Source organism: Paenibacillus sp. URB8-2 (genome assembly GCF_013393385.1).
GTDB lineage: Bacteria > Bacillota > Bacilli > Paenibacillales > Paenibacillaceae > Paenibacillus_AQ.
In genome coordinates this window covers 412,365-433,166 of sequence record NZ_AP023239.1, presented here as the reverse complement: position 1 = coordinate 433,166, position 20,802 = coordinate 412,365, and the positions used below count along the sequence as shown (strand labels likewise).

Annotated in this window: 22 protein-coding genes; 7 read left to right on the top strand and 15 right to left on the bottom strand. The window is 55.9% G+C overall.

Going from position 1 to position 20,802, the window contains the following annotated elements:
• Positions 1 to 30: 30 nt before the first annotated feature.
• From PUR_RS02055 to PUR_RS02045, 3 genes are all read right to left on the bottom strand, one after another.
• Complete coding sequence (locus PUR_RS02055) at positions 31 to 663, bottom strand: NAD(P)-dependent oxidoreductase (protein ID WP_179033808.1); 633 nt, start codon at positions 661 to 663, stop codon at positions 31 to 33.
• A 508-nt stretch (positions 664 to 1,171) separates the two neighbouring features.
• Positions 1,172 to 1,585, bottom strand: a complete 414-nt coding sequence (locus tag PUR_RS02050; protein WP_179033807.1) for a GNAT family N-acetyltransferase — start codon at positions 1,583 to 1,585, stop codon at positions 1,172 to 1,174.
• A 51-nt stretch (positions 1,586 to 1,636) separates the two neighbouring features.
• Entirely contained in the window at positions 1,637 to 2,311 is a 675-nt protein-coding gene (locus PUR_RS02045) for a DUF421 domain-containing protein (protein ID WP_179033806.1), read from the bottom strand.
• A gap of 161 nt (positions 2,312 to 2,472) precedes the next feature.
• Here PUR_RS02045 and PUR_RS02040 point away from each other — a divergent pair, with 161 nt between their 5' ends.
• The gene (locus PUR_RS02040; protein ID WP_179033805.1) at positions 2,473 to 2,781 is read left to right on the top strand and encodes a hypothetical protein; all 309 of its coding nucleotides are present in this window, start codon (positions 2,473 to 2,475) and stop codon (positions 2,779 to 2,781) included.
• 117 nt (positions 2,782 to 2,898) lie between these two features.
• On the opposite strand, the gene PUR_RS02035 is transcribed toward PUR_RS02040, so the two are convergent.
• From PUR_RS02035 to PUR_RS02020, 4 genes are all read right to left on the bottom strand, one after another.
• Positions 2,899 to 3,114: a YezD family protein gene (locus PUR_RS02035; protein WP_124697615.1), complete on the bottom strand. Its 216-nt coding sequence runs from the start codon at positions 3,112 to 3,114 to the stop codon at positions 2,899 to 2,901.
• Between the two features lie 107 nt (positions 3,115 to 3,221).
• Positions 3,222 to 4,085 (bottom strand): sulfate ABC transporter permease subunit CysW, encoded by an 864-nt coding sequence (cysW, locus tag PUR_RS02030; RefSeq protein ID WP_179033804.1) that lies wholly within the window; start codon positions 4,083 to 4,085, stop codon positions 3,222 to 3,224.
• Positions 4,086 to 4,119: 34 nt separating this feature from the next.
• Positions 4,120 to 4,956 (bottom strand): sulfate ABC transporter permease subunit CysT, encoded by an 837-nt coding sequence (cysT, locus tag PUR_RS02025; protein WP_179033803.1) that lies wholly within the window; start codon positions 4,954 to 4,956, stop codon positions 4,120 to 4,122.
• Between the two features lie 78 nt (positions 4,957 to 5,034).
• A complete protein-coding gene (locus tag PUR_RS02020) occupies positions 5,035 to 6,147 on the bottom strand; it encodes a sulfate ABC transporter substrate-binding protein (protein WP_179033802.1) in 1,113 nt (370 codons plus the stop codon).
• 321 nt (positions 6,148 to 6,468) lie between these two features.
• On the opposite strand from PUR_RS02020, the gene PUR_RS02015 reads away from it, so the two are divergent.
• On the top strand, positions 6,469 to 8,793 hold the full coding sequence (locus tag PUR_RS02015) for an alpha/beta hydrolase (RefSeq protein WP_179033801.1): 2,325 nt from the start codon (positions 6,469 to 6,471) through the stop codon (positions 8,791 to 8,793).
• A 23-nt stretch (positions 8,794 to 8,816) separates the two neighbouring features.
• Here PUR_RS02015 and comX read toward each other — a convergent pair whose 3' ends face one another.
• The 3 genes from comX to PUR_RS02000 form a co-directional block, all read right to left on the bottom strand.
• Positions 8,817 to 9,014, bottom strand: coding sequence for a competence pheromone ComX (gene comX, locus PUR_RS02010; RefSeq protein WP_179033800.1), 198 nt, complete (start codon positions 9,012 to 9,014; stop codon positions 8,817 to 8,819).
• 34 nt (positions 9,015 to 9,048) lie between these two features.
• The gene (locus PUR_RS02005) at positions 9,049 to 9,963 is read right to left on the bottom strand and encodes a polyprenyl synthetase family protein (RefSeq protein WP_179033799.1); all 915 of its coding nucleotides are present in this window, start codon (positions 9,961 to 9,963) and stop codon (positions 9,049 to 9,051) included.
• Positions 9,964 to 10,106: 143 nt separating this feature from the next.
• A complete protein-coding gene (locus PUR_RS02000; protein ID WP_179033798.1) occupies positions 10,107 to 11,159 on the bottom strand; it encodes a lactonase family protein in 1,053 nt (350 codons plus the stop codon).
• A 256-nt stretch (positions 11,160 to 11,415) separates the two neighbouring features.
• Between PUR_RS02000 and PUR_RS01995 the strand changes: the two genes are divergently transcribed.
• The 3 genes from PUR_RS01995 to PUR_RS01985 all read left to right on the top strand — a co-directional run bounded on the left by PUR_RS01995 (position 11,416) and on the right by PUR_RS01985 (position 13,770).
• Complete coding sequence (locus tag PUR_RS01995; protein ID WP_038693228.1) at positions 11,416 to 11,673, top strand: GlsB/YeaQ/YmgE family stress response membrane protein; 258 nt, start codon at positions 11,416 to 11,418, stop codon at positions 11,671 to 11,673.
• Positions 11,674 to 12,019: 346 nt separating this feature from the next.
• Positions 12,020 to 12,517: a CcdC family protein gene (locus tag PUR_RS01990; protein WP_179033797.1), complete on the top strand. Its 498-nt coding sequence runs from the start codon at positions 12,020 to 12,022 to the stop codon at positions 12,515 to 12,517.
• 299 nt (positions 12,518 to 12,816) lie between these two features.
• Positions 12,817 to 13,770, top strand: a complete 954-nt coding sequence (locus PUR_RS01985; RefSeq protein ID WP_179033796.1) for an L-lactate dehydrogenase — start codon at positions 12,817 to 12,819, stop codon at positions 13,768 to 13,770.
• A 180-nt stretch (positions 13,771 to 13,950) separates the two neighbouring features.
• On the opposite strand, the gene PUR_RS01980 is transcribed toward PUR_RS01985, so the two are convergent.
• A complete protein-coding gene (locus tag PUR_RS01980; RefSeq protein WP_179037705.1) occupies positions 13,951 to 16,191 on the bottom strand; it encodes a heavy metal translocating P-type ATPase in 2,241 nt (746 codons plus the stop codon).
• A gap of 194 nt (positions 16,192 to 16,385) precedes the next feature.
• On the opposite strand from PUR_RS01980, the gene PUR_RS01975 reads away from it, so the two are divergent.
• Positions 16,386 to 16,928: a helix-turn-helix transcriptional regulator gene (locus PUR_RS01975; protein ID WP_179033795.1), complete on the top strand. Its 543-nt coding sequence runs from the start codon at positions 16,386 to 16,388 to the stop codon at positions 16,926 to 16,928.
• A complete protein-coding gene (locus tag PUR_RS01970) occupies positions 16,909 to 17,673 on the top strand; it encodes a CPBP family intramembrane glutamic endopeptidase (protein ID WP_179033794.1) in 765 nt (254 codons plus the stop codon). Before PUR_RS01975 ends, PUR_RS01970 begins: the two co-directional genes overlap by 20 nt.
• 181 nt (positions 17,674 to 17,854) lie before the next feature.
• On the opposite strand, the gene PUR_RS01965 is transcribed toward PUR_RS01970, so the two are convergent.
• The 4 genes from PUR_RS01965 to PUR_RS01950 form a co-directional block, all read right to left on the bottom strand.
• Positions 17,855 to 18,220 (bottom strand): ArsR/SmtB family transcription factor, encoded by a 366-nt coding sequence (locus PUR_RS01965; protein WP_124696243.1) that lies wholly within the window; start codon positions 18,218 to 18,220, stop codon positions 17,855 to 17,857.
• Positions 18,221 to 18,437: 217 nt separating this feature from the next.
• A complete protein-coding gene (locus PUR_RS01960) occupies positions 18,438 to 19,175 on the bottom strand; it encodes an ABC transporter permease (RefSeq protein WP_179033793.1) in 738 nt (245 codons plus the stop codon).
• A 4-nt stretch (positions 19,176 to 19,179) separates the two neighbouring features.
• Positions 19,180 to 19,896, bottom strand: a complete 717-nt coding sequence (locus PUR_RS01955; RefSeq protein ID WP_179033792.1) for an ABC transporter permease — start codon at positions 19,894 to 19,896, stop codon at positions 19,180 to 19,182.
• Positions 19,893 to 20,801 carry an ABC transporter ATP-binding protein gene (locus PUR_RS01950; RefSeq protein ID WP_179033791.1) on the bottom strand — a complete coding sequence of 303 codons (909 nt, stop codon included), beginning with the start codon at positions 20,799 to 20,801 and terminating at the stop codon, positions 19,893 to 19,895. The genes PUR_RS01955 and PUR_RS01950 overlap by 4 nt, the downstream gene beginning before the upstream one ends.
• Position 20,802: the final 1 nt, after the last annotated feature.

The window sequence follows — 20,802 nt, the reverse complement described above, 5'->3', positions numbered from 1 at the left end:
TCCCTGTTCTCCCCTTCCCTTGCATGCGCGTTAATACCCCACCGTGAACCGCGACCCGATGAAATTCCCTTCCTCCAATTCATCGACAACCGCGGCGGCGTAATCCTCGGCGCTGATCTCGCTTTTGCCGTTCTCATCCACGACGAGCCTGTCCAGTCCGACACGGAACTGCCCCGTACGCCGCCCTGGCGTAATGATCGCGGCTGGGCTGGCATACGTGTAGTCAAGACCGGACTGCGCATAGATTTCATAAGCGTCGGCGTGGGCCGCCGCCAGCGGCTTTATCTCCTCCGGGAACTCCGGCGTGTCCATCAACCGGTCTCCCGAGTCCGTCTTCAGACTTCCCGCGCCACCAACCACAATTAGCCGCTTCACGCCGGCCGTCTTTAGTCCTTCGACCAGCGAGCGCGCGACCTCAAGCAGTTCACCCTCCGCTCCGAATTCCGGACCGTAGGCGCTGATTGCAGCCTCATGGTCTTTGGCGGCCCCCGCGACCTCTTCCGGTCTCAGCAGATCGGCGGACAGCGTAAGCAGCCCGCTGTGCTGAATTTCCAGCACCTCCGGCCGCGGGACCGCCGCCGTTACCTCATGCTTTCGCTTCAGCGCTTCTTCCAGGATGGCGCGGCCAATCGTTCCCGATGCGCCGAACAGTACGATTTTCATATCCCTTTCCTCTCTTTCGGCTTTACAATTTTTCATGCTCAGTCTTTCCTTCCTCGTTCATCCACGATTCGATGTGGGGCAGCGGAAGAGTCATCGTCCGTAAATCAAGTGACATAGCGTGTGTCCAACTCTAAACAACGGGAAAACATCTCCCTATTTTTCTGAACGGAGACTTTTTCAAGACATTGGACGGAAATCTCCTTCTAATTTCTGACGTGAAGGCAAATACCACAGCACCTGTCCGATTTAGATGGAGCTTTTCCCTTTTATCCGCATTGCACCTCGATTTATAGCGCTCTTCGCGGATGAAATCCGTAGACAGAGGCGGCCGCTATCGCTCCCCCAGTTCCACGCTTCTCCTTCGTTACTCCTTATCCTGATGCTATTTTTTCAAGTCCATCTTATATAATCCCCACTTTTCTCCGTCTCTTGTAATCATTATCGCTTCTCCGTACAGACATATCGGCTGGACCAAAAATCAGTCCCAGTTTGTTCACAAGACAAAGATTCAGCGGCGCAAAAACATCCCCTGAGACTCCGGATGTACGGACACAAATCCAAATTTGCCGTACAGCTTCGCTGCTTCTCCATCAGCAATGAGGCTGACGTAGGAGGGGACGGGCACCGTATCTAGAAAATCTCGGATCTCTCTCATTATCGCTTTCCCAAGCCCCTGTCCCTGACAGGAAGGCTTGACAGCAATATCCGTGACTTGAAAGAAACATCCCCCGTCTCCAATCACCCGTCCCATGCCGACGGTTTCGCCGTTCTCAACCAGCGTTACCGCAAACAGCGAACGCGGCAGGCCAATCTCGGCCCCCTCCCGGCTCATCGGGCTTAAGCCCGCTTCAAGCCGCAGATTTAAATAGTCCTCAACGGACGGCGCCCCGCGGCGGATCTCCACCTTGTTCACTTCATTCATTGTCGCTTTCGTTCCTTTCCCCGCATCGAAATTCTCATTAAAGATTGACCTTTAACGCTCCATAACAAAAAAGCCTCCGTCTTTGCTCCATTCCACAAAAGCCAAAGATGCGGCATCCCGGTATCCCTCGTCCCTCAGCCCGCTTTCCAGCCAAGCCTTATCCTTTCCGATCTTCTTCAGATTGTCCTCCAGTATGTCTCCTCCCTCTACGAGCGAGTAGACAAAAGAAGCCTCCTCATGCGGCATTCCCAGATCTTTTCTAGCCGGCATTTCGTAATCCGGCTTTTTGATCACGCTGAGCGAGCCGTTTTTCTCAAATATAGCATACGCCACTTCCTCCAACGCAAAAATATCCTTTTGCCGCAGCATCATCCGCAGCTGTCCGAAATCGAGCCGGTTGCGATTCATTTCCTTCATGTCGATTTTGCCGTTGCAGATCAGGACGGAGGTTGACCCTTCCAGCGGCGTGCGCATCCGTTTGGCGTGCTGCGTCACTTTTTCGAATAAATAGGACAATGCCCCCCATAGCACCAGTCCGTAAACGAGCTGCCAATAATGCGCATCCTCCTGGTAAATGGTATTGCCAACAATTTCGCTCAGCATTAGCGCGGAGACAAAATCGAAGGGAGTAAGCTGGGAAATCTCCTTCTTCCCGAGCAGCCGCGTCATTATCCATAAGCCGATGAAACCGGTGACCAGCTTGATCGTAATTAATTCATAATCCATATTGCGCTTCCTCCTGCAATCGTTAATGACCCACAACGAGTATTACCCAATTCGTCAAGCGGTTGAAAATAACCCTATTCAGGAGACGGTACAGGACGGCAAACCTTGTATCACCGCATGTTCTATGGAATAGTAATAATAAAGAAAGGTTGGTGAAGGAGATGTCTCCTTGGGGAAAACTGTTTAAATGGGGCACTTTCGCTTACGAGGCTTTTCTGGCGCTTCCGATCATCGGCGGCGCATTCGTAATCGCCCACGCCTGGCTGCCGCTCGGGATCGCATTTCTGCTCCATGCCGTTGCGATTGCCGTGCTGTATAATGAGCGCGGTCCCGTCATCGGCAACGTTATCGGTGTCGTCACTTCCATTGTCGCCTTTATTCCGATCGTCGGTTGGATCATGCACGCCATAACAGCCCTGGTTCTGCTGATCGAGGGTATTTCATCGGCGCGGCGGACGCCCCGTTACTAAGTCACAGGCCTAATAAACGCAGCAGCGGCCCGCTCCCATATCCCGGGAGCGGGCCGCTGTCTGCGGATCAAAACATCTAATTAAGTGCTTACCCTATGCATATCAGGGACTTGCAGATTACCCTCGTCCTGCCGCACGGGTATCGGGACGCCGGCTTCCGGCTTCCCCGCTGTGCCGTGCGGGAGCGTTCTCGAACCGTTTGCGTTCCGTCCGCTCCATTTGCACGATCTGCCCCTCATGCACCACAATATGCAGAGAGCCGAATTCCATATTGTCCAGAAGTCCCGCAATCCTCTCCAGCCAAACTTCATCCACCTTCAGCGGTTTAGCCATTCACCGTGCCCCCTCTTCTTTCCGCAGCGGATTGCCGCTCCATACCGAATTCCTTTATTTCCAACCCGTATACTATGGTTTAAGTTAGCATGGTTTTCTACAATTTGTCAATAGCTGGTTTTACGTTCCAGCCAGCTTTTAATTACCATCGTTACGAGCGCCAGCAGCAGTAGCAGCGATGCAACCGCAAAGGAAGCGGAGAACTGATATTCATTGTAGAGAATCTCCACATGCAGTGGAAGCGTGTTAGTCTCCCCGCGAATGTGGCCCGAGACGACGGAGACCGCGCCGAACTCGCCCATCGCCCGCGCATTGCACAAAATAATGCCGTAGAGCAGGCCCCATTTAATATTGGGAAGCGTTACGCGAAAAAAGATCTGCCATCCCCGGGCGCCGAGCGTAAGCGCCGCTTCCTCTTCCTGAGTGCCCTGGTCCTCCATCAGCGGGATCAGTTCACGCGCCACGAATGGAAACGTTACGAACAGTGTCGCAAGCACGATTCCCGGAAAGGCGAATACAATTTTGATATCATGCGCGTCGAGCCACGGGCCGAACCAGCCGTGCGCGCCGAAGACCAGAACATATACGAGGCCGGCAATAACCGGCGAGACGGCAAAGGGAAGGTCAATGAGTGTAATGAGCACTCCCTTGCCGCGAAACTTAAACTTGGCTACGGCCCAGGCGGCCGCTACGCCGAATACCGTGTTCAGCGGCACGGTAATGGCTGCTACAAGCAGGGTCAACCGCAGGGCCGATGCGGCGTCCGGATCGGTCAGGGCGGCCCAGTATACGTTCCAGCCCTGTTTTAGCGCTTCAGTCAGCACAATGGTCAGCGGCAGCACGATCAGCCAGAGCAGCACCAGCCCTGCAGCTCCAATCAGCAACCATTTGACCGCGGACGATTCGTTCACGGCAGCCGAAGATACAGCCGATTGCCGCTGCCCGGTGCGAAGAGGGACAGTTCCAGCCATGCTTATTCCTCCTTGAATATTCGGCGTATGAGCTTTAACGCGACGCCTTACGGGTCCAGCTCTGGAGCATATTGATTACAAGAAGCATCAGGAAGGAAATCAGCAGAAGCAGCAGCGCCACGGCTGTCGCTCCGGCATAATCGTACTGCTCCAGCTTCGACATGATCAGCAGCGGAGCGATCTCCGTCCGCATCGGCATGTTGCCCGAGATGAACACCACCGAGCCGTACTCGCCGATTCCCCGGGCAAAGGCCAGGGCAAAGCCGGTAATCAGGGGCGGAATCAGCTCCGGCAGCAGCACCTTGCGGAAAATGCGCCAGCGTCCGGCTCCCAGAGTGGCTGCCGCCTCCTCCGTGTCTTTCTCCATATCTTCCAGTACGGGTTGAACGGTGCGTACAACAAAAGGAATACCGATGAACATCAGCGCCAAGGTAATGCCCAGCGGCGTAAACGCCACTTTGATGCCGAGCGGCTCAAGCAGCGAGCCAATCCAGCCGTTTCCGGAGTACAGCGCCGTCAGCGACACGCCCGCCACCGCTGTCGGCAGCGCGAACGGCAGGTCGATCAGGGCGTCGAAGATTCTTTTTCCCGGAAACCGGTAGCGCACCAGCACCCATGCAAGCAGCAGACCGAACAGGGCGTCCGCAAATGCCGCCGCCGCCGCTGTGGTCAGACTGACCCGGTAGGAAGCGAGGACCCGAGGGTCGCTCGCTACCGACCAAAACTTGGCAAAGGTCAGCCCCGTGGAATTGAACAGCAGCGCCGCCAGCGGGATAAGCACTACAAGACTCAAGTATAAAATGCTGTACCCCATCGTCAGGCCGAATCCGGGCAGCACGCCCCGCCGCGTCTCCTTAGCAGTGACACTCATCGATTGTTCATCCTTTCTTCGCCTTCGGCTCCGCTTGGCCGATCAGCACCGCCTAGCTATTTTACTCCGCAGATTTCATTATTTACCCGGCACATAGATCTTGTCGAAGACGCCGCCGTCGTTAAAGTGCTTCTCCTGCGTCTCTTTCCACGTACCGAATTTGTCGGCCAGCGTGAAGAGCTTAATATCCGGGAATTTGTCTTTGAATTGCTCCTTGACACTGTCCAGCGTCGGACGGTAGTAGTTCTCTGCAGCGATTTTTTGTCCTTCTTCGCTGTACAGATATTTCAGATAGGCATCCGCCACCTCGCGGGTTCCCTTCTTATCAACCACTTTATCTACCACGGCTACCGGAGGCTCCGCCAGAATGCTCTCCGAAGGATATACAATATCGAATTTATCCTTGCCCAGCTCGTTTACGGACAGATAAGCTTCATTCTCCCAGGCAATCAGCACATCGCCGATTCCGCGTTCCACAAAGGTTGTTGTCGATCCGCGCGCGCCGGTATCAAGCACGGGCACATGCGTGAACAGGTTCTTGATGAACTCCTGCGCCTTGGCTTCGTCATTGTTGTTATGATCCAGCGCATAACCCCAAGCGGCCAGGTAATTCCAGCGGGCCCCGCCCGAGGTCTTCGGATTCGGAGTGATAACCTCTACGCCGTCCTTCAGCAGATCCGGCCAGTCCTTGATACCTTTCGGATTCCCCTTGCGAACCAGGAACACGATGGTCGAGGTGTAAGGAGAACTGTTAAGATCATACTTGCTCTGCCAGCCTTCATTGATCAGACCGGCCGTTTGCAAGGCATCGATATCATATCCGAGCGCCAGGGTCACGACGTCCGCTTCCAGACCATCCTGCACGGCACGGCTTTGCTTGCCGGAACCGCCATGCGACTGCTTGATCGTCACCTTCTGTCCGGTCTCTTTCTCCCAATAAGCGGAAAAAGCTTTGTTATAGCTCTCATACAATTCACGCGTAGGATCGTAGGAGACGTTCAGCAGCTCCACCGGCTCCTTCGATTGTGCAGGTGATGCCGCCGCCGAAGGCGCTGCGCCAGCCGACGCCGCAGGCGCCGCCGAAGAAGAAGCTCCGTTCTCCGCACTGTTGTTGCTTCCGCAAGCCGTAAGACCCGCCGTCAGCAGCAGCGTAAACCCTGTTAACAATCCCTTTTTCAAGCCTTTTCTCATTTCAATCCACTCCCCCGTTTGAATGTACCCGTGTTTTTTTTGCAATAAAAGACAGAGGAAACTCGTTTCCTCGCAAACCGGCAAAACAGCCGCTGCGTTCCTTGCCGCGGGTTCCTCCGTCTGTACAGCAAGAATAATCATTTATTATTCCTACCAAAATAGTAGGTTATGGACTTATAATAATGGCCTCTAGTCTAGTTGTCAACCACTTATTTTAACGTTGAAATCCTGCAAGCCCCCCTTGTCAGACGTTAGGCAAAAGACTATTATTGCTACATCTTAATGGAGAATCCATAGAGGACGAAGCCGGGGGAAACGAAGATGGATTTGGAATTGGGACAAGCGCCCGCGCCGGAAAGGCCCGGACGGCACAGACTTGTTATTGAAATATTGGGACGCAGAATCCGCGAAACCTACCGCTATGATACGCGAATATGGCGCAGCGGGATTGCCGGTCCCTGGATGATAAGCTTCGCGGTGTTTGCAGCCGTCATGCTGGGGGCTCCTACCGGTCTGGGAAAGCCGGCGGATCTGCTGCTGGCCGCCGGAATCGGGACAGCTCTGCTGGCAGCGGTCGGCCACCTGGCCGCCGCGCTGCTCGCGCTGGCGGGGCTGCGTCTTCCGCGGCTGTTCACAGGCTGTCTGCTCGGCGGCGCAGGAATTGTCATGGTGATTCTCTGCAATTCCCATGTCACCGCCGGCGCTGCAGCCGCCGTCGCAGCCACAGCCGCCGCTTTCGGAGCGCTGGCAGGCGTTGGCGTCGGTCTTCTGCGGACCGGAAGAATCCTGCCGGGACTGCTGCTTCTGGCGGCGCTGGCGACCCTTCCGTTCATTCCGGTCGACGGATTTCAGCTTCAACGCGCAGCCGATCCGGACAAAGCGGAAGTATCCGGCCCGGCTGCGGACACCGCTTCCTCCGCAGCCGTCGTTCCGCTGGCCGCGGCCAATCCGGGAGTCCCCGGCCCGTATGCTTACCGGAGCTTCACTTATGCCGGCGGCAGCGACCGGCACCGCGCCGAATTCGGGAAAGAGGCGGCTGTCCGCTCTTCTTCGGTGAACGCTTCTTCCTATATGAAGAAGTGGTCCCCGCTGCGCACGCTGTTCTGGGGCTTCGATCCGGAATCACTGCCCCTGAACGGGCGGGTATGGATGCCCGAGGAAGACGGCCCTTTTCCGCTTGTGCTTATGGTGCACGGCAATCATATGATGGAGGATTTCTCGGACGGAGGTTACGCCTATCTCGGAGAACTGCTGGCCAGCCGCGGATTCATCGCCATCTCTCTGGACGAGAATTTCCTGAATTATTCCGCCTGGTCCGGAATCCCGGAGGATGACTACAAGCTGCGTGCCTGGATCATTCTGAAGCATCTGGAACAGCTCGCCGCTTTCTCGGATACGCCGGATAACCCTTTTTACAATAAAATCGACTTTGCCGAGACGGCTCTAATCGGGCACAGCCGCGGCGGCCAGGCTGTCGCTATGGCGGCGGACGCACAGCGTTGGTTCAAGGGTGATCCCGCGCTGGCATCGGTCAGCCGTTTTCATATCTCGGCGGTGGCCGCGCTGGCTCCCACCGACCAGACGGTCGACGGCAAGCAGGCCCGGCTTCAGGACATCAGCTATATGACCCTTCAGGGCGCGCGGGACGGGGATGTGCATGATTTCTATGGAGACCGGCAGTATATCCGTTCTTTCTATTCCGCGAATACGGATTCGTTCAAGACATCGCTGTATATCGGAGATGCGAATCACAGCCAGTTCAACAGCGACTGGGGCTTGTTCGATCTGGCGTTTCCGACCGGATTGTTCCTGAGCCGGAGCGATATCATGGAAGAAGAGGAGCAGCAGCAGATCGCCAAGGTGTATCTCTCCGCTTATCTGGAGACGGCGCTGCACGGAAGACGGGAATACGCCGGATTGTTCCGGGATTACCGCCGCGGGCGGGGGTGGCTCCCTAAGACAACATCGTACTTCAATCGCTACCAGGATGGCGGATTCAGAGGTATCGCGGACTACGAAGAGGACCGGGACAAGACGACGGCCGGCCGCAGCGGCACGATTACGGCAGCAGGACTGCGCTGGACGGAGGAGACGGCGAAAGACCGCGAGGGAGGAGGCAAGGGGACTTACGGAGCCTTCCTGGAACGCAGGGCGGTTGAGAACGGAGAAGCCTTTTACCGGATTTCGCTGAACGCCGGACCCGCCACTGACGCCGCGCTCTACGGCGCGGACGGTCTGTCCTTCTCCATGGCCAACCGCAACGCCGATTCAGGCTCCGGCTTGCCGCCTCAGGTGGCGGTTGAACTGACCGACCGCTTGGGGAATAAGGCGCGGCTGCCGCTGTCGGAGGTCATGCAGCCCCTGCAGCTGCCACAGACGCAGTTCGCCCGGACATCCTGGCTGGAGAAGCGGATCGGCGACGGCAAGTACGGCAAGCCCTCCGAAGCGGTCTTTCAGACGTATGAGCTTCCGTTCGGCCTGTTCCGGGGGAAGAATCCTTCTTTTGATCCGGCGCGGCTGGCGCAGATCACTTTTTATCTTCTTGGCGGCGGAGATGCCATTACGCTTGACGATATCGGCTTTTATTCGGGCGGGAGTCATCCTTCCCTCATGCAAACAGCCTTAATCCGAAATGAATCGGATTAAGGCTGTTTGTTGAATCCTGCAGATTAGAACGCCGCTTGCGCTTTGACCGTATCCCAGGCTCCGAGTTGTACATCCTTGCCAAATCCATTTCTGTCCCCCAATGCAGCAAGCAATGCTCTTTGCTCCACTTCGCTGACTCCAGCGAGTTCAAACTGGCCGTTCTTCAAACGATGGGCTGCTGCGGGATCTTTCACCAAAACTTGAACGATTTCCTTTAACATGGACAATTCCCCCAATCGATTATTACGCTCCGGTCTATTCGGACAGGGTGATGATACGGTTCTTCCAGTGAGCGTCAATATCCAGCTTGTCTACCAACTGCAAATAATTGTAACAATACGTTCTCATCCGAACAGAGGTATAGAGAAAGGTTCCCGTCCGCTCTATAGCTCTTTCGAATTCCTCCCGGCGGTGGCTGATCTCCTCCACCCGGAGGCGTCCTTCAAAGTAATCCGCTATCCATTGGTCCTCCTCAGCGATGAACTGAAGCAGATACAGCGTGGACAGCGTCTTTTTGCGATTCTTGAAATCGCTTCTTTCCCAGTCCAGGAGATCACGGATATCATTCTTGATCTGATCGGCGATTCCGAGCTCTTCAGCATAATCTCTGACCTGGCCGTTCCATTCGCCGGTGGCCAGCAGCGTGCCGATCATGCAGGCGGCAACCACGAATCCAGCCGACTTTTGCTTGACCATGCGGAGATAATCCTCTTCGCTCCCGATATCGTTGAGCAGATCTGTCGTTTGTCCGTTAATCGCCGCAAGAGTCTGGGTGTTCATGAATTGTACAGCCTTGTGAATCACTTCCAACGGGAAATCGCCGGTAAGCATCATCTGCTGGGAAACGAGCGTCAGTCCAAAGGCAATGTTGAGCGCAATTTCCGGACTCATCCGGCTCCATGCCGTCAAGTCATTGTCCTTATCCTGAAGATCATCGATTATATCCGCACTGAGGACCATCAGTTCAACCGCTGCGGCCGCCCGAAAAACGGCATGACCCGTCCCTCCGAATGCGCGGAAGTGAAGCACGGTCAGCTTGCTGAACGGCATCCTCCCTCTCAGCTTCTCTTCGATGCAGGCCATGGCGTGCTCGTACAGGTGCGGTACGACAAAATAGGCTCGCATGCCTTCCCCGATTTCCTTACCTACCGATTCCGCCAAATCGTCCATTCTATCCCCCTTATTCCCAGTTATGGAAAACGACAAGCATCTTGTCAAGAATACATATTCGCGCTTTCTTTTCCATATCCTTCTAAATTTTTGCAGCGTATAAAAAAATATTTCGACATGCCGCAAACGGTTGCCGCAGACGATTATTTCAGCGGCGCAATGCAGACCGGAGCAGGAACTTCCAGCTCATTGCCCGTCGGAATCAGCCTGCCGTTCTCGCTGTCGATCGTAAACGACGTAATATTGCCGCTGTTCTGATTGGCGGCAAGCAGCATGCCTCCGGCAATGGCGAAATTACGCGGCGTGCGGCCGCCGGTGCTCTGCCAATCCATCGCCTCCGGCAAGCCGGAGCTTTCATCGATGTGGAACAGCACGATGCTGTCATGCCCGCGGTTGGACACATACAAGAACCTGCCGCAGGGAGAGAAATGGATATCGGCCGCGGTATCATCGCTTCCGGCGGTGTACTGCTCCGGCAATGTGGACAGATGCCGCTGCATTTCAAGTTCTCCGGACTGTTCGTTGACCGCAAATACCGTCACTGTACAGTTCAGTTCATTGACACAGTACAGCCACTTCCCGCTCGGGTGGAACGCCAGATGCCGGGGGCCGGAGCCGTCCGGAAGCGCCGCCTCGTGGTGCTTTGCCAGTTCACCGTTCTCGTAAAGGTAGCTCACGATCCGGTCTATGCCAAGATCGCAGACCAGCACCCGCCTCCCGCTCCTCGCCGGGGTCACGGAATGCGGATGCGGCGCTTCCTGCCGGTCTTCGCGGAAGCCCTTCCCGGCATGCAAGACCTGGGAGGACATTTCCCCGAGCGAACCGTCTTCATTCACCGGGAAAGCATTGACGTTGCCTCCGGAATAGTTGGAGACAAACACATAATCTCCCTCCGCGCTGACGGAGACGTAACAGGGAGCCCCGCCCTCTGTCCGCCGGCTGCCCAGCAGGGACAGCTCTTTCGTTTCGGGATCTACGGAAAAGGCACTGACCTCCCCGTCATCTTTTTCGCTGACGGCATACAGCACATTCTCTGCACCGTTCAACGTTATGTATGACGGATTCTCGATTCCCGCAGTCCCCCGGATGATCCTCATTTCGCCGTCGCCGGGATTGAGTCCGCATAAATAAATGGATGGACTGTCTGGGGAATTGTAAGTTCCGACATATAACAATACTTCATCTGGACGTTTCATGGCAGCATCTCCTTCTATAACCAGTATAAGATTCGACATGGATCCGAAGCGCTCTGAAAGCGCGGATCTCCACTCTCTATTACCCTTTCACAAGGGGGACTTACCCGGTTGCCCGACTAATTTTTTATCGCTTCCCGTCACTGACGATCCAGCCGTCCTCCCTTCTTTTCGGCAAAATGTGACACCTGATTTAAACCTTCCGCACGAGGTTAATAGTTAGCATCCAAGACAAAAACCTTAAAGGAGCTGAAGCAAAATGAGTTTCATATGGATGCTGATTGTCGGCGGTATTATTGGTTGGTTGGCAGGTCTGATTATGGGCAGAGATATTCCAGGAGGCATTATCGGAAACATTATTGCAGGTATCCTGGGTTCTTGGCTGGGCGGTTTCCTGGGTGACTGGGGCCCTCGTGTCAGCGACTTCTACGTTCTGCCGTCCCTGATCGGAGCAATCGTTCTGATTGCGATCGTAAGTCTTGTGATGCGTTCAATGGGCGGACGAACCCGTTCCTGAATACTTTGCCTTTGAAACAGCGTGTTTAAAAAACATACTGCTTACGCAAGAAGAAACGGCTTCGCCGTCCTTTTAGGGAGCTTAAGCTTCCGAAGTAGCGATACGAGTATCGCTTTTAGGTACCGTTTCTCGTAGAAATATAAGACCAAACGATAATCGCGCAGCTTATAAAGTCTTATATTTCAATATAACCGCTCGGCTTGCCGCCGGGCGGTTTTTTGCCGTTCACGCTTAAGCGCGGATCTCTCCATTGGGGCGCGGCATTTAGGCGGCTGAGGGCATATCTGTTATAATATGTACATAACGTACGCACAATCCACTTTTATTTCAGAGAGGAACGTGAATCATGGGCAGCATCAATCCGTCGTTTCTGCATATCGGTTCCACCCTGGGCGCGCTGCTTATGGCGCTGATGGTTATTTTTATCCGATTAAAGTCAAGCGACCGCCCCGTTACCATCCGCAAAATCCTCATTCCGCCGCTGGGCATGTCGACCGGCTTCATGATGTTCGTCGTTCCCGAGGTCAGAGTTCCTCTATGGTGGGCGCTTGCCGCTTTTCTTGCTGGATGGTTCATATTCGCTTATCCGCTTATGAAGACGACCACCTTTCACGAAAAGGAAGGGCTTATTTACGCCAAACGCTCCAAAAGCTTCTTTTTTGTTCTGCTCGGACTGCTTCTGGTGCGCACGCTGCTGCATGAATTCATCGACCGCTACATCTCGATTCCGCAGTCAGGCGGGTTGTTCTTCATTCTGGCTTTCGGAATGATCGTGCACTGGAGGGTGTTCATGCTCAAAAGATACCGTTCACTCGTTCAGCAGGAAGCGCGGGTTTCGCAGTAGCGGCCCCAAACCTGTCGTCCGCATGCTTGCCATGCGGTTTTTTTGCGCCCTTGTCCTGTACTCGCTGTCTGCAACTCATTGCAAATACAAGGAAAAAGCCCCGCGAATTCCGGAATAAAAAAGAACCGAAATTCCTCCCAAGACGCGGATTTGCGGTGGCAAGCTGCAAAAGGAACGCATGTACCTTTTTTCACCCATGTCAGGTAACTTCCCCACGGTTAAGGTAAAATAAAGACACGGACCGGGTCTTTCGATAATTAAGGCTTTGAGCACTTTAAGGAGAGAGCGAGGATGGGCTAATGAAAAGCAAATCAAGAAAAGTGGCGATCGTCGGTTCCGGGATGGTCGGCTCAAGCTGCGCCTATTCCATGGTCAATCAGGCGATTTGTGATGAAATCATGATGGTCGACCGCACTTATGACCGCGCGGTGGCGCAGGCGCTTGATCTATCGCATTGTATGGATTTTATGGGTACGCGAACCAAAGTATACGCCGGAACGGCAAGCGACTGCGCCGGCATGGATATCGTAATATTGACGGCGGGGGCCAATCCAAAGCCCGGGCAGACGCGGCTGGACGTGCTCGACGACGCGAAGACCATTACCAGAAACATCGTTACACCGATTGTGGAGAGCGGGTTCGACGGTATTTTTGTCATCGCAGCCAATCCGGTGGATATTGTAACTTATCTCGTCTGGCAAATTTCCGGCCTGCCGCGCCACCGGGTAATCGGAACGGGAACGTCCATCGATTCGTCCCGGCTGAAGACGCTGCTGTCCGAGGTGTTCTCTATCGATCCCCGCAGCGTAAACGGCTATGCGCTCGGCGAGCACGGCGAATCGCAATTTGTGGCCTGGTCGCATGTGACGATCGGCGGCAAGCCGATTCTGCACATTCTGGAGCAGCACCGCGAGCGGTTCAAGCATCTGGATCTGAGCGATATCGCCCGCAAGACGAAGGATGCCGGCTGGGAGATCTTCACCCGCAAGGGCTCGACCCATTTCGGGATCGGCAGCGCGCTGGCGTATATCGCCCGGTCGATTCTGAACGACGAGCATAAAATTATTGCCGTTTCCGCCATCCTCGACGGAGAATACGGGCAGAAGGGCATCTGTACGGGCGTCCCCGCAATCATCGCCGGCGACGGGATTCAGGAGCTGCTGGAGCTGAACCTGAATGAGGAAGAAACCACCAAATTTACCTCCTCATGCGATATTATCCGCCGCGGCATCGAGAGTCTGAGCCTGAACTAAAGGCTTGGGCGCGGACAGGCGCCAAACAGGAATATGCCCGCGAAACATACCAGAGTGTTCCAAACGGGGCGCTTCGTGCGCCAGGCCCTGGGCCGGAGTGCGACAATTAATAAAACCGCCTGATGTGGATGCAGCATCCATATCAGGCGGTTTTTTCATTCCAGGCGACTATCCCGGGACTCAATCCGCAGCAGCCGGTGCGCGGAGTGCCCGCATGCTGTTAAGCACCGCAAGCACCGTCACTCCGACATCGGAGAAGACCGCTTCCCACATCGTCGCAATGCCGAACGCTCCAAGCAGCAGAAAGACCGCCTTGATACCGAGCGCAAACAGGATATTCTGCCATACGATAGCCCGGGTTCGGCGGGCGATGCCGATGGCCGACGCAATCTTGGACGGCTCGTCGGTCATGATGACGATGTCCGCCGCCTCGATGGCGGCATCCGATCCCAGCCCGCCCATGGCGATCCCGACATCCGCCCTCGCCAGAACCGGCGTGTCGTTGATGCCATCGCCGACAAAGGCGATTTTCTCTCGGCCCGTCTTCCCCAATTCCAGCCGCTCGATTTGTTCCACCTTATCCTGGGGCAGAAGCTCGGCGTGAATTTCACCGACACCCAGCCGCTTCCCTACATCCTCGGCCACCGAAGAAGCGTCGCCGGTCAGCATCACCGTCTTATTGACGCCGATTTTGCGGAGAGCGGCAATCGCCCGGGCCGCATCCTCCTTCACTTCGTCGGCGATGACAAGACTGCCGGCATATTGGCCGTCCACGGCCAGATGCACGATCGTACCGGCCCCGTCCGGCTGCCGGAAGGCGATGCCTTCCCGCTCCATAAGCCGGGCATTCCCCGCGAGCACGGTCCGGCCTTCGACGGCGGCCCGGATGCCGTGGCCCGAAATTTCAATGTAGTCGGCAATGGCGTTCCCGGCTATGCTCCGGCCGTAGGCCGCAACAATCGACTCGGCGATCGGATGGCCGGAATGGCTCTCCGCATAAGCGGCCAGCCGCAGCAGTTCGTCCTCCGTCATCCCCTCCGCCGGATAAATATCCGTTACCTTGAACTGCCCCTTGGTTAGCGTGCCTGTTTTGTCGAACACGACGGTCTTGACATCGTTCAGCGCCTCCAGGTAATTGCTTCCTTTGATCAGGATGCCGCTCCGCGAAGCCGCCCCGATGCCCCCGAAGAAGCCGAGCGGAATCGACACGACGAGCGCACACGGGCAGGAGATTACAAGGAAGACCAGCGCCCGGTAAATCCAGTCAGAGAAGGTCGCTCCGCTGATCAGCAGGGGAGGAACCACGGCCAGCAGCGCGGCCGTAATGACGACAACGGGCGTATAGCCGCGGGCAAACCGGGTGATGAAGTTTTCGGTCTTGGCCTTGTTGTTCGAAGCGTTCTGCACCAGCTCCAGAATTTTGGAAACTGCCGATTCCGCAAACGTCTGGGTTACTTTCACGGCGATGACACCGTTCTTGTTAATGAATCCGCTCAGCACTGCGCTTCCCGGCTCCGCCGAACGCGGAACCGATTCGCCGGTCAGCGCCGAGGTGTCCATCATCGCGCTTCCTTCGATGACTGTGCCGTCAAGCGGAACCTTCTCGCCCGGCTGCACGACGATAATATCCCCGATATTTACCTGCTCGGGAGAAACGATCTTCGTCTCTTCCCCGGTCTGCAGGCACGCCGTTTCCGGCCGGATATCCATCAGCGCCGTGATGGAGCGCCGGGAACGGTTAACCGCCAGACCCTGGAACAGCTCGCCGACCTGATAGAACAGCATGACGGCGACGCCTTCCGGGTACTGGCCGATTGCGAACGCGCCGATGGTCGCCAGCGCCATCAGAAAGTTCTCGTCAAATACTTGTCCCCGCGAGATATTTCTCACAGCTTGCCAGACGACATTTCCGCCTGCCGCGAGGTAAGCCAGCAGGAAGAGCGCCAGCTCCCAGTAGCCGCCAGCAGGAATCAGATACCCGGCTGCGGCCAGCGCCGCGCCGACCCCGAGGCGCAGCACCGTCCGCCGCGTCTCTCCCTCGCCATAGCTGTGCGAATGTCCATGCGCGCGGCCTTCCGCGTGAGCATGCCCGTGTTCATGCGGAGCGGCATGGTCATGAGCGTGCTCGGATTCGCTTGCCCCTTCGTCATGCGTATGCAGGCGGGAAACCGCCGCCGCGCCCGGGGCTTTCTTCTCCAGCAGCCGCACATGCGGTTCAAGAGAAGTCACGGTCTTCTCCACCTGCGAAACACCGGTCTCCGGAAAGCTTCCGTCCGTTTCCATCGTCAGCGTCTTTGTCGCAAAATTGACCGAGCAGGAAGCGACTCCTTCCATCTTGCTCACCCGGTTCTCAATTTTCATCGCACAGTTGGCGCAGTCCAGACCTTCCAATATCCATTGGCGTTTTACCGTCGATTCCATGGTACTCAACCTCTCCAACCCCTTCCGTAATGCTTACGATTAATATATGAGCAACTGTTCATATGTTTGTTACCGACATTATATTCCTTATTCATTCGAAGTGTCAATCAGCAATGACCGCTTGACGGCGATGAAATTTTCGATATAATAAATATATCAACTAGATATATCTAAACGATATAAAGAGGTGCAATATGCTGGAATATGTTCTTTTGGGAATGCTGATGGAAGGCCAAATGAGCGGCTATGATTTGAAGAAGACCATCGACAGCTCGGTCGGCCATTTCTACGCGGCAAGCTACGGCAGTCTTTATCCCGCATTGAAGAGGATGGCGGATAAGGGGTATGTATCCGTGTTTGAAACCGCGGACAGCAAGAACAAGAAGCTGTACTCCCTGCTGCCCGAAGGGAAAGAAGCATTTCTGAAATGGCTGGAAGAACCGCAGGCCGGGGGCCGCGAGCAGCTCATCCGGGTTTTCTTTTTCGATTATTTGGATGAGGATATCCGTCTGCGGCGTCTGCAGGAGTATTTGTATGCGGCCGAACATGAGATCCGTGCCCTGGAAGCGGTGCAGTCGATAGTGGCGGTAGAACTGGCCGGGCTCGAGCATCCGGAGGACTATTATTACCGTGTGTCTGTGCTCGGATATGGACTCAGCCATGTGCGAATGCAGAAGCAGTGGATCGAGGATATTATGGAGAGGAAGGATTTGGGACATGTCAAACCTAGAAATTAAGAGATCATTTTCGCAAAAGCACCCCGTGCTCGCCGTAGTGATTATTGAGGCGCTTCTGTTCCTTGCCGTGTTTGCTGCCGGAGCTTACGCAACGATCAGGCAGCTCAGCGGAACCGCGCCGATGCTGATTTCCTTTATCCCGATTGCGGCGGTGCTCGCCCTTTATTTTTCGTTGAAAAAGAAATGGGGATTCTACGGATTTCGCCGTCTGCGGAGCATTCCCAAACCGGATCTGGTATATTATGCGCCGCTGCTGGCTGTGCTCGCCATAATCGCCCTGAACGGCTTCCGGCCGATTTCCGTCTCCGAGGTGCTGTTCTATCTCCTGTTCACCCTGCTAGTGGGGTTCGTCGAGGAGAGCATTTACCGCGGCTTGATTCTGAACATTCTGCTGCCCAAGGGAGTCAAAACGGCTGTCTTGACCTCATCCATCCTGTTCGCCGTCACACATATTCTGCAAGTCCTTTCCGGACAAAGCGGGTTTCAGACCGTGCTGCAAATCGTGTACGCTCTGCTGATCGGCGGCGCTCTGGCGCTTCTGATGGTTCGGGGCCGCAATATTTGGCCGCTCATCCTGTTTCACTTTCTACATAACTTCATCCAGTATGTCGGCAACGACAACAGTGACACCTACCTCGGCTACGACCTGGCGATTCTGGTATTGCTTGCGTTGTTCTGCATATGGCTGGCGCTGAGCTTGAAAAAAACGCCCGTCCCCACAACGACGGAACAAAGCTTCAACTAAATAGGCAGTGAGGTAAGAAGAAACGGCTTCGCCGTCCTCTGGAAGAGGAAGGCATCCGTTTCTCGTAAAAATATCAGGTTAAGGATAAGCGCGAAGCTTATCCTTAACCTGATATTTCAAAAAAACGGCAGAAGACCGAAAAGGTCTCCTGCCGTTTGTTCATCTATACGATCTATACGATCTATTCGTGCCTGATATGCTCGTGCGTCTGCAAAAAAATCTGTTCGACATGCGCGTCATTCAGCGAATAATATACGGTCTTGCCTTCTTTCCGCCGCTTCACGATCCGCAAGTTCCGCAAATAGCGAAGCTGGTGGGACACCGCCGACTGGCCCATGTCCAAAATAGCCGACAGATCATGCACACAGAGCTCCTGGCAGGACAATGCGTAAATCAGCCTGACCCTTGTCGGATCGCCAAGCGCCTTGAACAGTTCAGCCATCTTGTCTGTCGTCGCCCTTTCCGGCAGGGTTAACCGGATATTCTCAGGCGAAATTTCCGAGCCGTTACAGGTGTTGTCGCATTCTTCAATAGCCGCCGGTTTCATCTGCTTTCGCCTCCTTGCAGCAAGGTCCTTGTCGTATCAACCGGGCTGCCGCATTCTTAGACCATTATAAGAAAAAAAGAGGGCATAGTCCATTAGATGGAACCTGGCCGTCCGTGGCTGCAGCATATTTGAGGCCGGGAGGAACGGCAGGGACGGCAAAAGATCCGGCTTTGCCGTCATCCGGCGGGTGATTCTTTTCCGGTTCTACTCTCCCGGTTCACACCGCCTTGCGCCGGAAAGACAGTAGACCCGCCGCAAGAAAGACAATGAAGCTGCCCAGCACGACGATCAGCAGGCTTTCAAGCGGCAGATTGAACGCTCCGTACCCCGCCTGCCCATGCGGAATCATGGCCAGCATCGGCTGTACCCATGGATAATAGGGGCCGTAGGTTGCCGAGTTCGCGATTAGAATATTGGGCACTGTAAAGCTGACGTTCAGCGCGAGCGGCGCGGCGAAGCTGCTCCACGCCTGGGAAACGGCCAACTGAAGCGCGGCCAGCGGCAGACAGGCCGTCCAGCTCGCCGCGCAGGCTCCCAGGATCATCTCCCAAGGAACGGGAGTCCCGATTCCCCGGAACACCCCTGTTCCGATCACCGCTGCGGCAAAAAGGGCCTGGGTAGCCGCCAGCAGAACAGCGGCCATCGCGAACTTGGCGAGGTACACGGCGGTCCGTGAAACCGGCAGCGCCAGCAGTGCCTTCCAGCCGCCGTCCAGATGCTCGTGGCGGCACAGCATGGCGGTGTACAGCCCGGACAGGATCGGCAGAAACAAGGCAGCGTGAAGCATCGACATGACCGCGAGCAGTACGGTCCAGTCCGGCTTTCCTCCCGCCGGGGAGGAGGCGAACACTCCGATCAGCACCGCGGCGGCGGGGCTGGCCGGCACAAGCAGCCATATATAGGAGCCGGACAGCTTCAGTCTTTCGGCTGACAGAATTCTCAGGAACATCTTCATGCCGTCAGTTCACATCCTTTCGGGCGAAATGCGCAGCTCCCGGCAGCAGCACCAGCAGGCTCAGCGCAAGTCCCGCACCCGCAAAATAAAGGCGATAGGGACCGGTCCAGGCCATATATGGCCAGTTGATCGGCAGCCATTCCGATAAGGTGGTCGTAAAAGGCGACACAATGGCGCAAATCACGCCGATTGAAACCGGCAGCGCCTGATTCCGGAAGGCCAGCGACAGCCAGAGCTGAAGGGCGATAAAGGGCATAACGGCGGCGCAGGACAGAAAGCCGATACGCAGGATGCCATAGACCGGAATCGCGGAAGCCCCGAAGCCGAAGAGCAGCCCAAGCGCCGTCACGAAGCCGGAGAGCAGCAGACAAGACACAGCCAGCAACAGCAGGCACAGCAGCAGCTTGGAAGCAAATACCGCTATACGGGAAACCGGCAGCGCCAGAAGCTGCTTCCATGCGCTGGTCTGATGCTCGATATTGGCCATCAGGGAGCAGATCAGCGTTCCTCCGAGAAAAAGCGCCATCGGGACGAACAGCGCGGTATTGTCCAGCAGCCCACCCCATAAGTCTCCGGAGTATCTCTCCTTCATATAATCGAAACGGAGTCCGAAATTGAGCGCCTGCATCGCCGTCAGACCGAGCGGGCCTACGAGGACAAGAAGCCAAAGACCTTTGCCCCGGATTTTCAGCCAATCGGCCGCAATTACTCCGCCCATCATCGTCCCTCCCCTTCCACAACCTGCAGGAAGAGCTCCTCAAGAGACTGCCGCTGCTCCTCTACCCGGTAGATGGCATGTCCCCGCTCTACCAGCGCCTTGACCAGCAGGGCAACCCGCGCGTCGTTCATCCTGGAGAAGCGAAGCTCGTCTGTGCGCAGCATGCCGTCGTATCCTCTTTGGAAGGCTTCCTCCAAGGCGGCCTCCGGCTCGGACACGACGAGCCGCATCTCTCCCGCCGACCGCTGGCGGAGATGGGCGATTGTGTCCTGGTAGACCATCCTCCCCTGCCGGATGATGCCGACCGTCCCCGCCATCTGCTCGATTTCGCTCAGCAGGTGGCTGGACACGAGCACGGTGATGCCGTGCTCCCGCGGCAGCGACATGATCAGGCTGCGAATCTCCTGAATGCCGGACGGGTCCAGCCCGTTGGTCGGCTCGTCCAGAATGAGCAGCTCGGGGCTGCCGAGCAGCGCGGCGGCAATGCCCAGCCGCTGCTTCATGCCGAGCGAGAAGCCCTTGACCGGACGCTTCTCCTCTCCGGTCAGCGAGACGATATCCAGCACCTCGGCGATCCGCCGTTTCGGCGCGCCGAGAATGCGGCGAATCGCCTCCAGATTGTCCACGGCCGACAGATGGCCGTAGTAGGACGGCGATTCGACAAGCGAGCTGACTCTCCGCAGGATGTCCAGCCTCTCCTTTCGGAGATCCTTGCCAAAGATCTCTACCTGCCCCTCCGACGGCGCAATCAGGCCAAGCAGCATGCGGATCGTCGTCGTCTTGCCCGCGCCGTTCGGCCCGAGAAATCCGTAAATATCCCCCTTGCCGATGCTCAAATTCAGATGGTCGACCGCGGCCCGGCCGCGGTACCTCTTCACCAAATCCGTCGTTTGTATAATGGTTTCCATT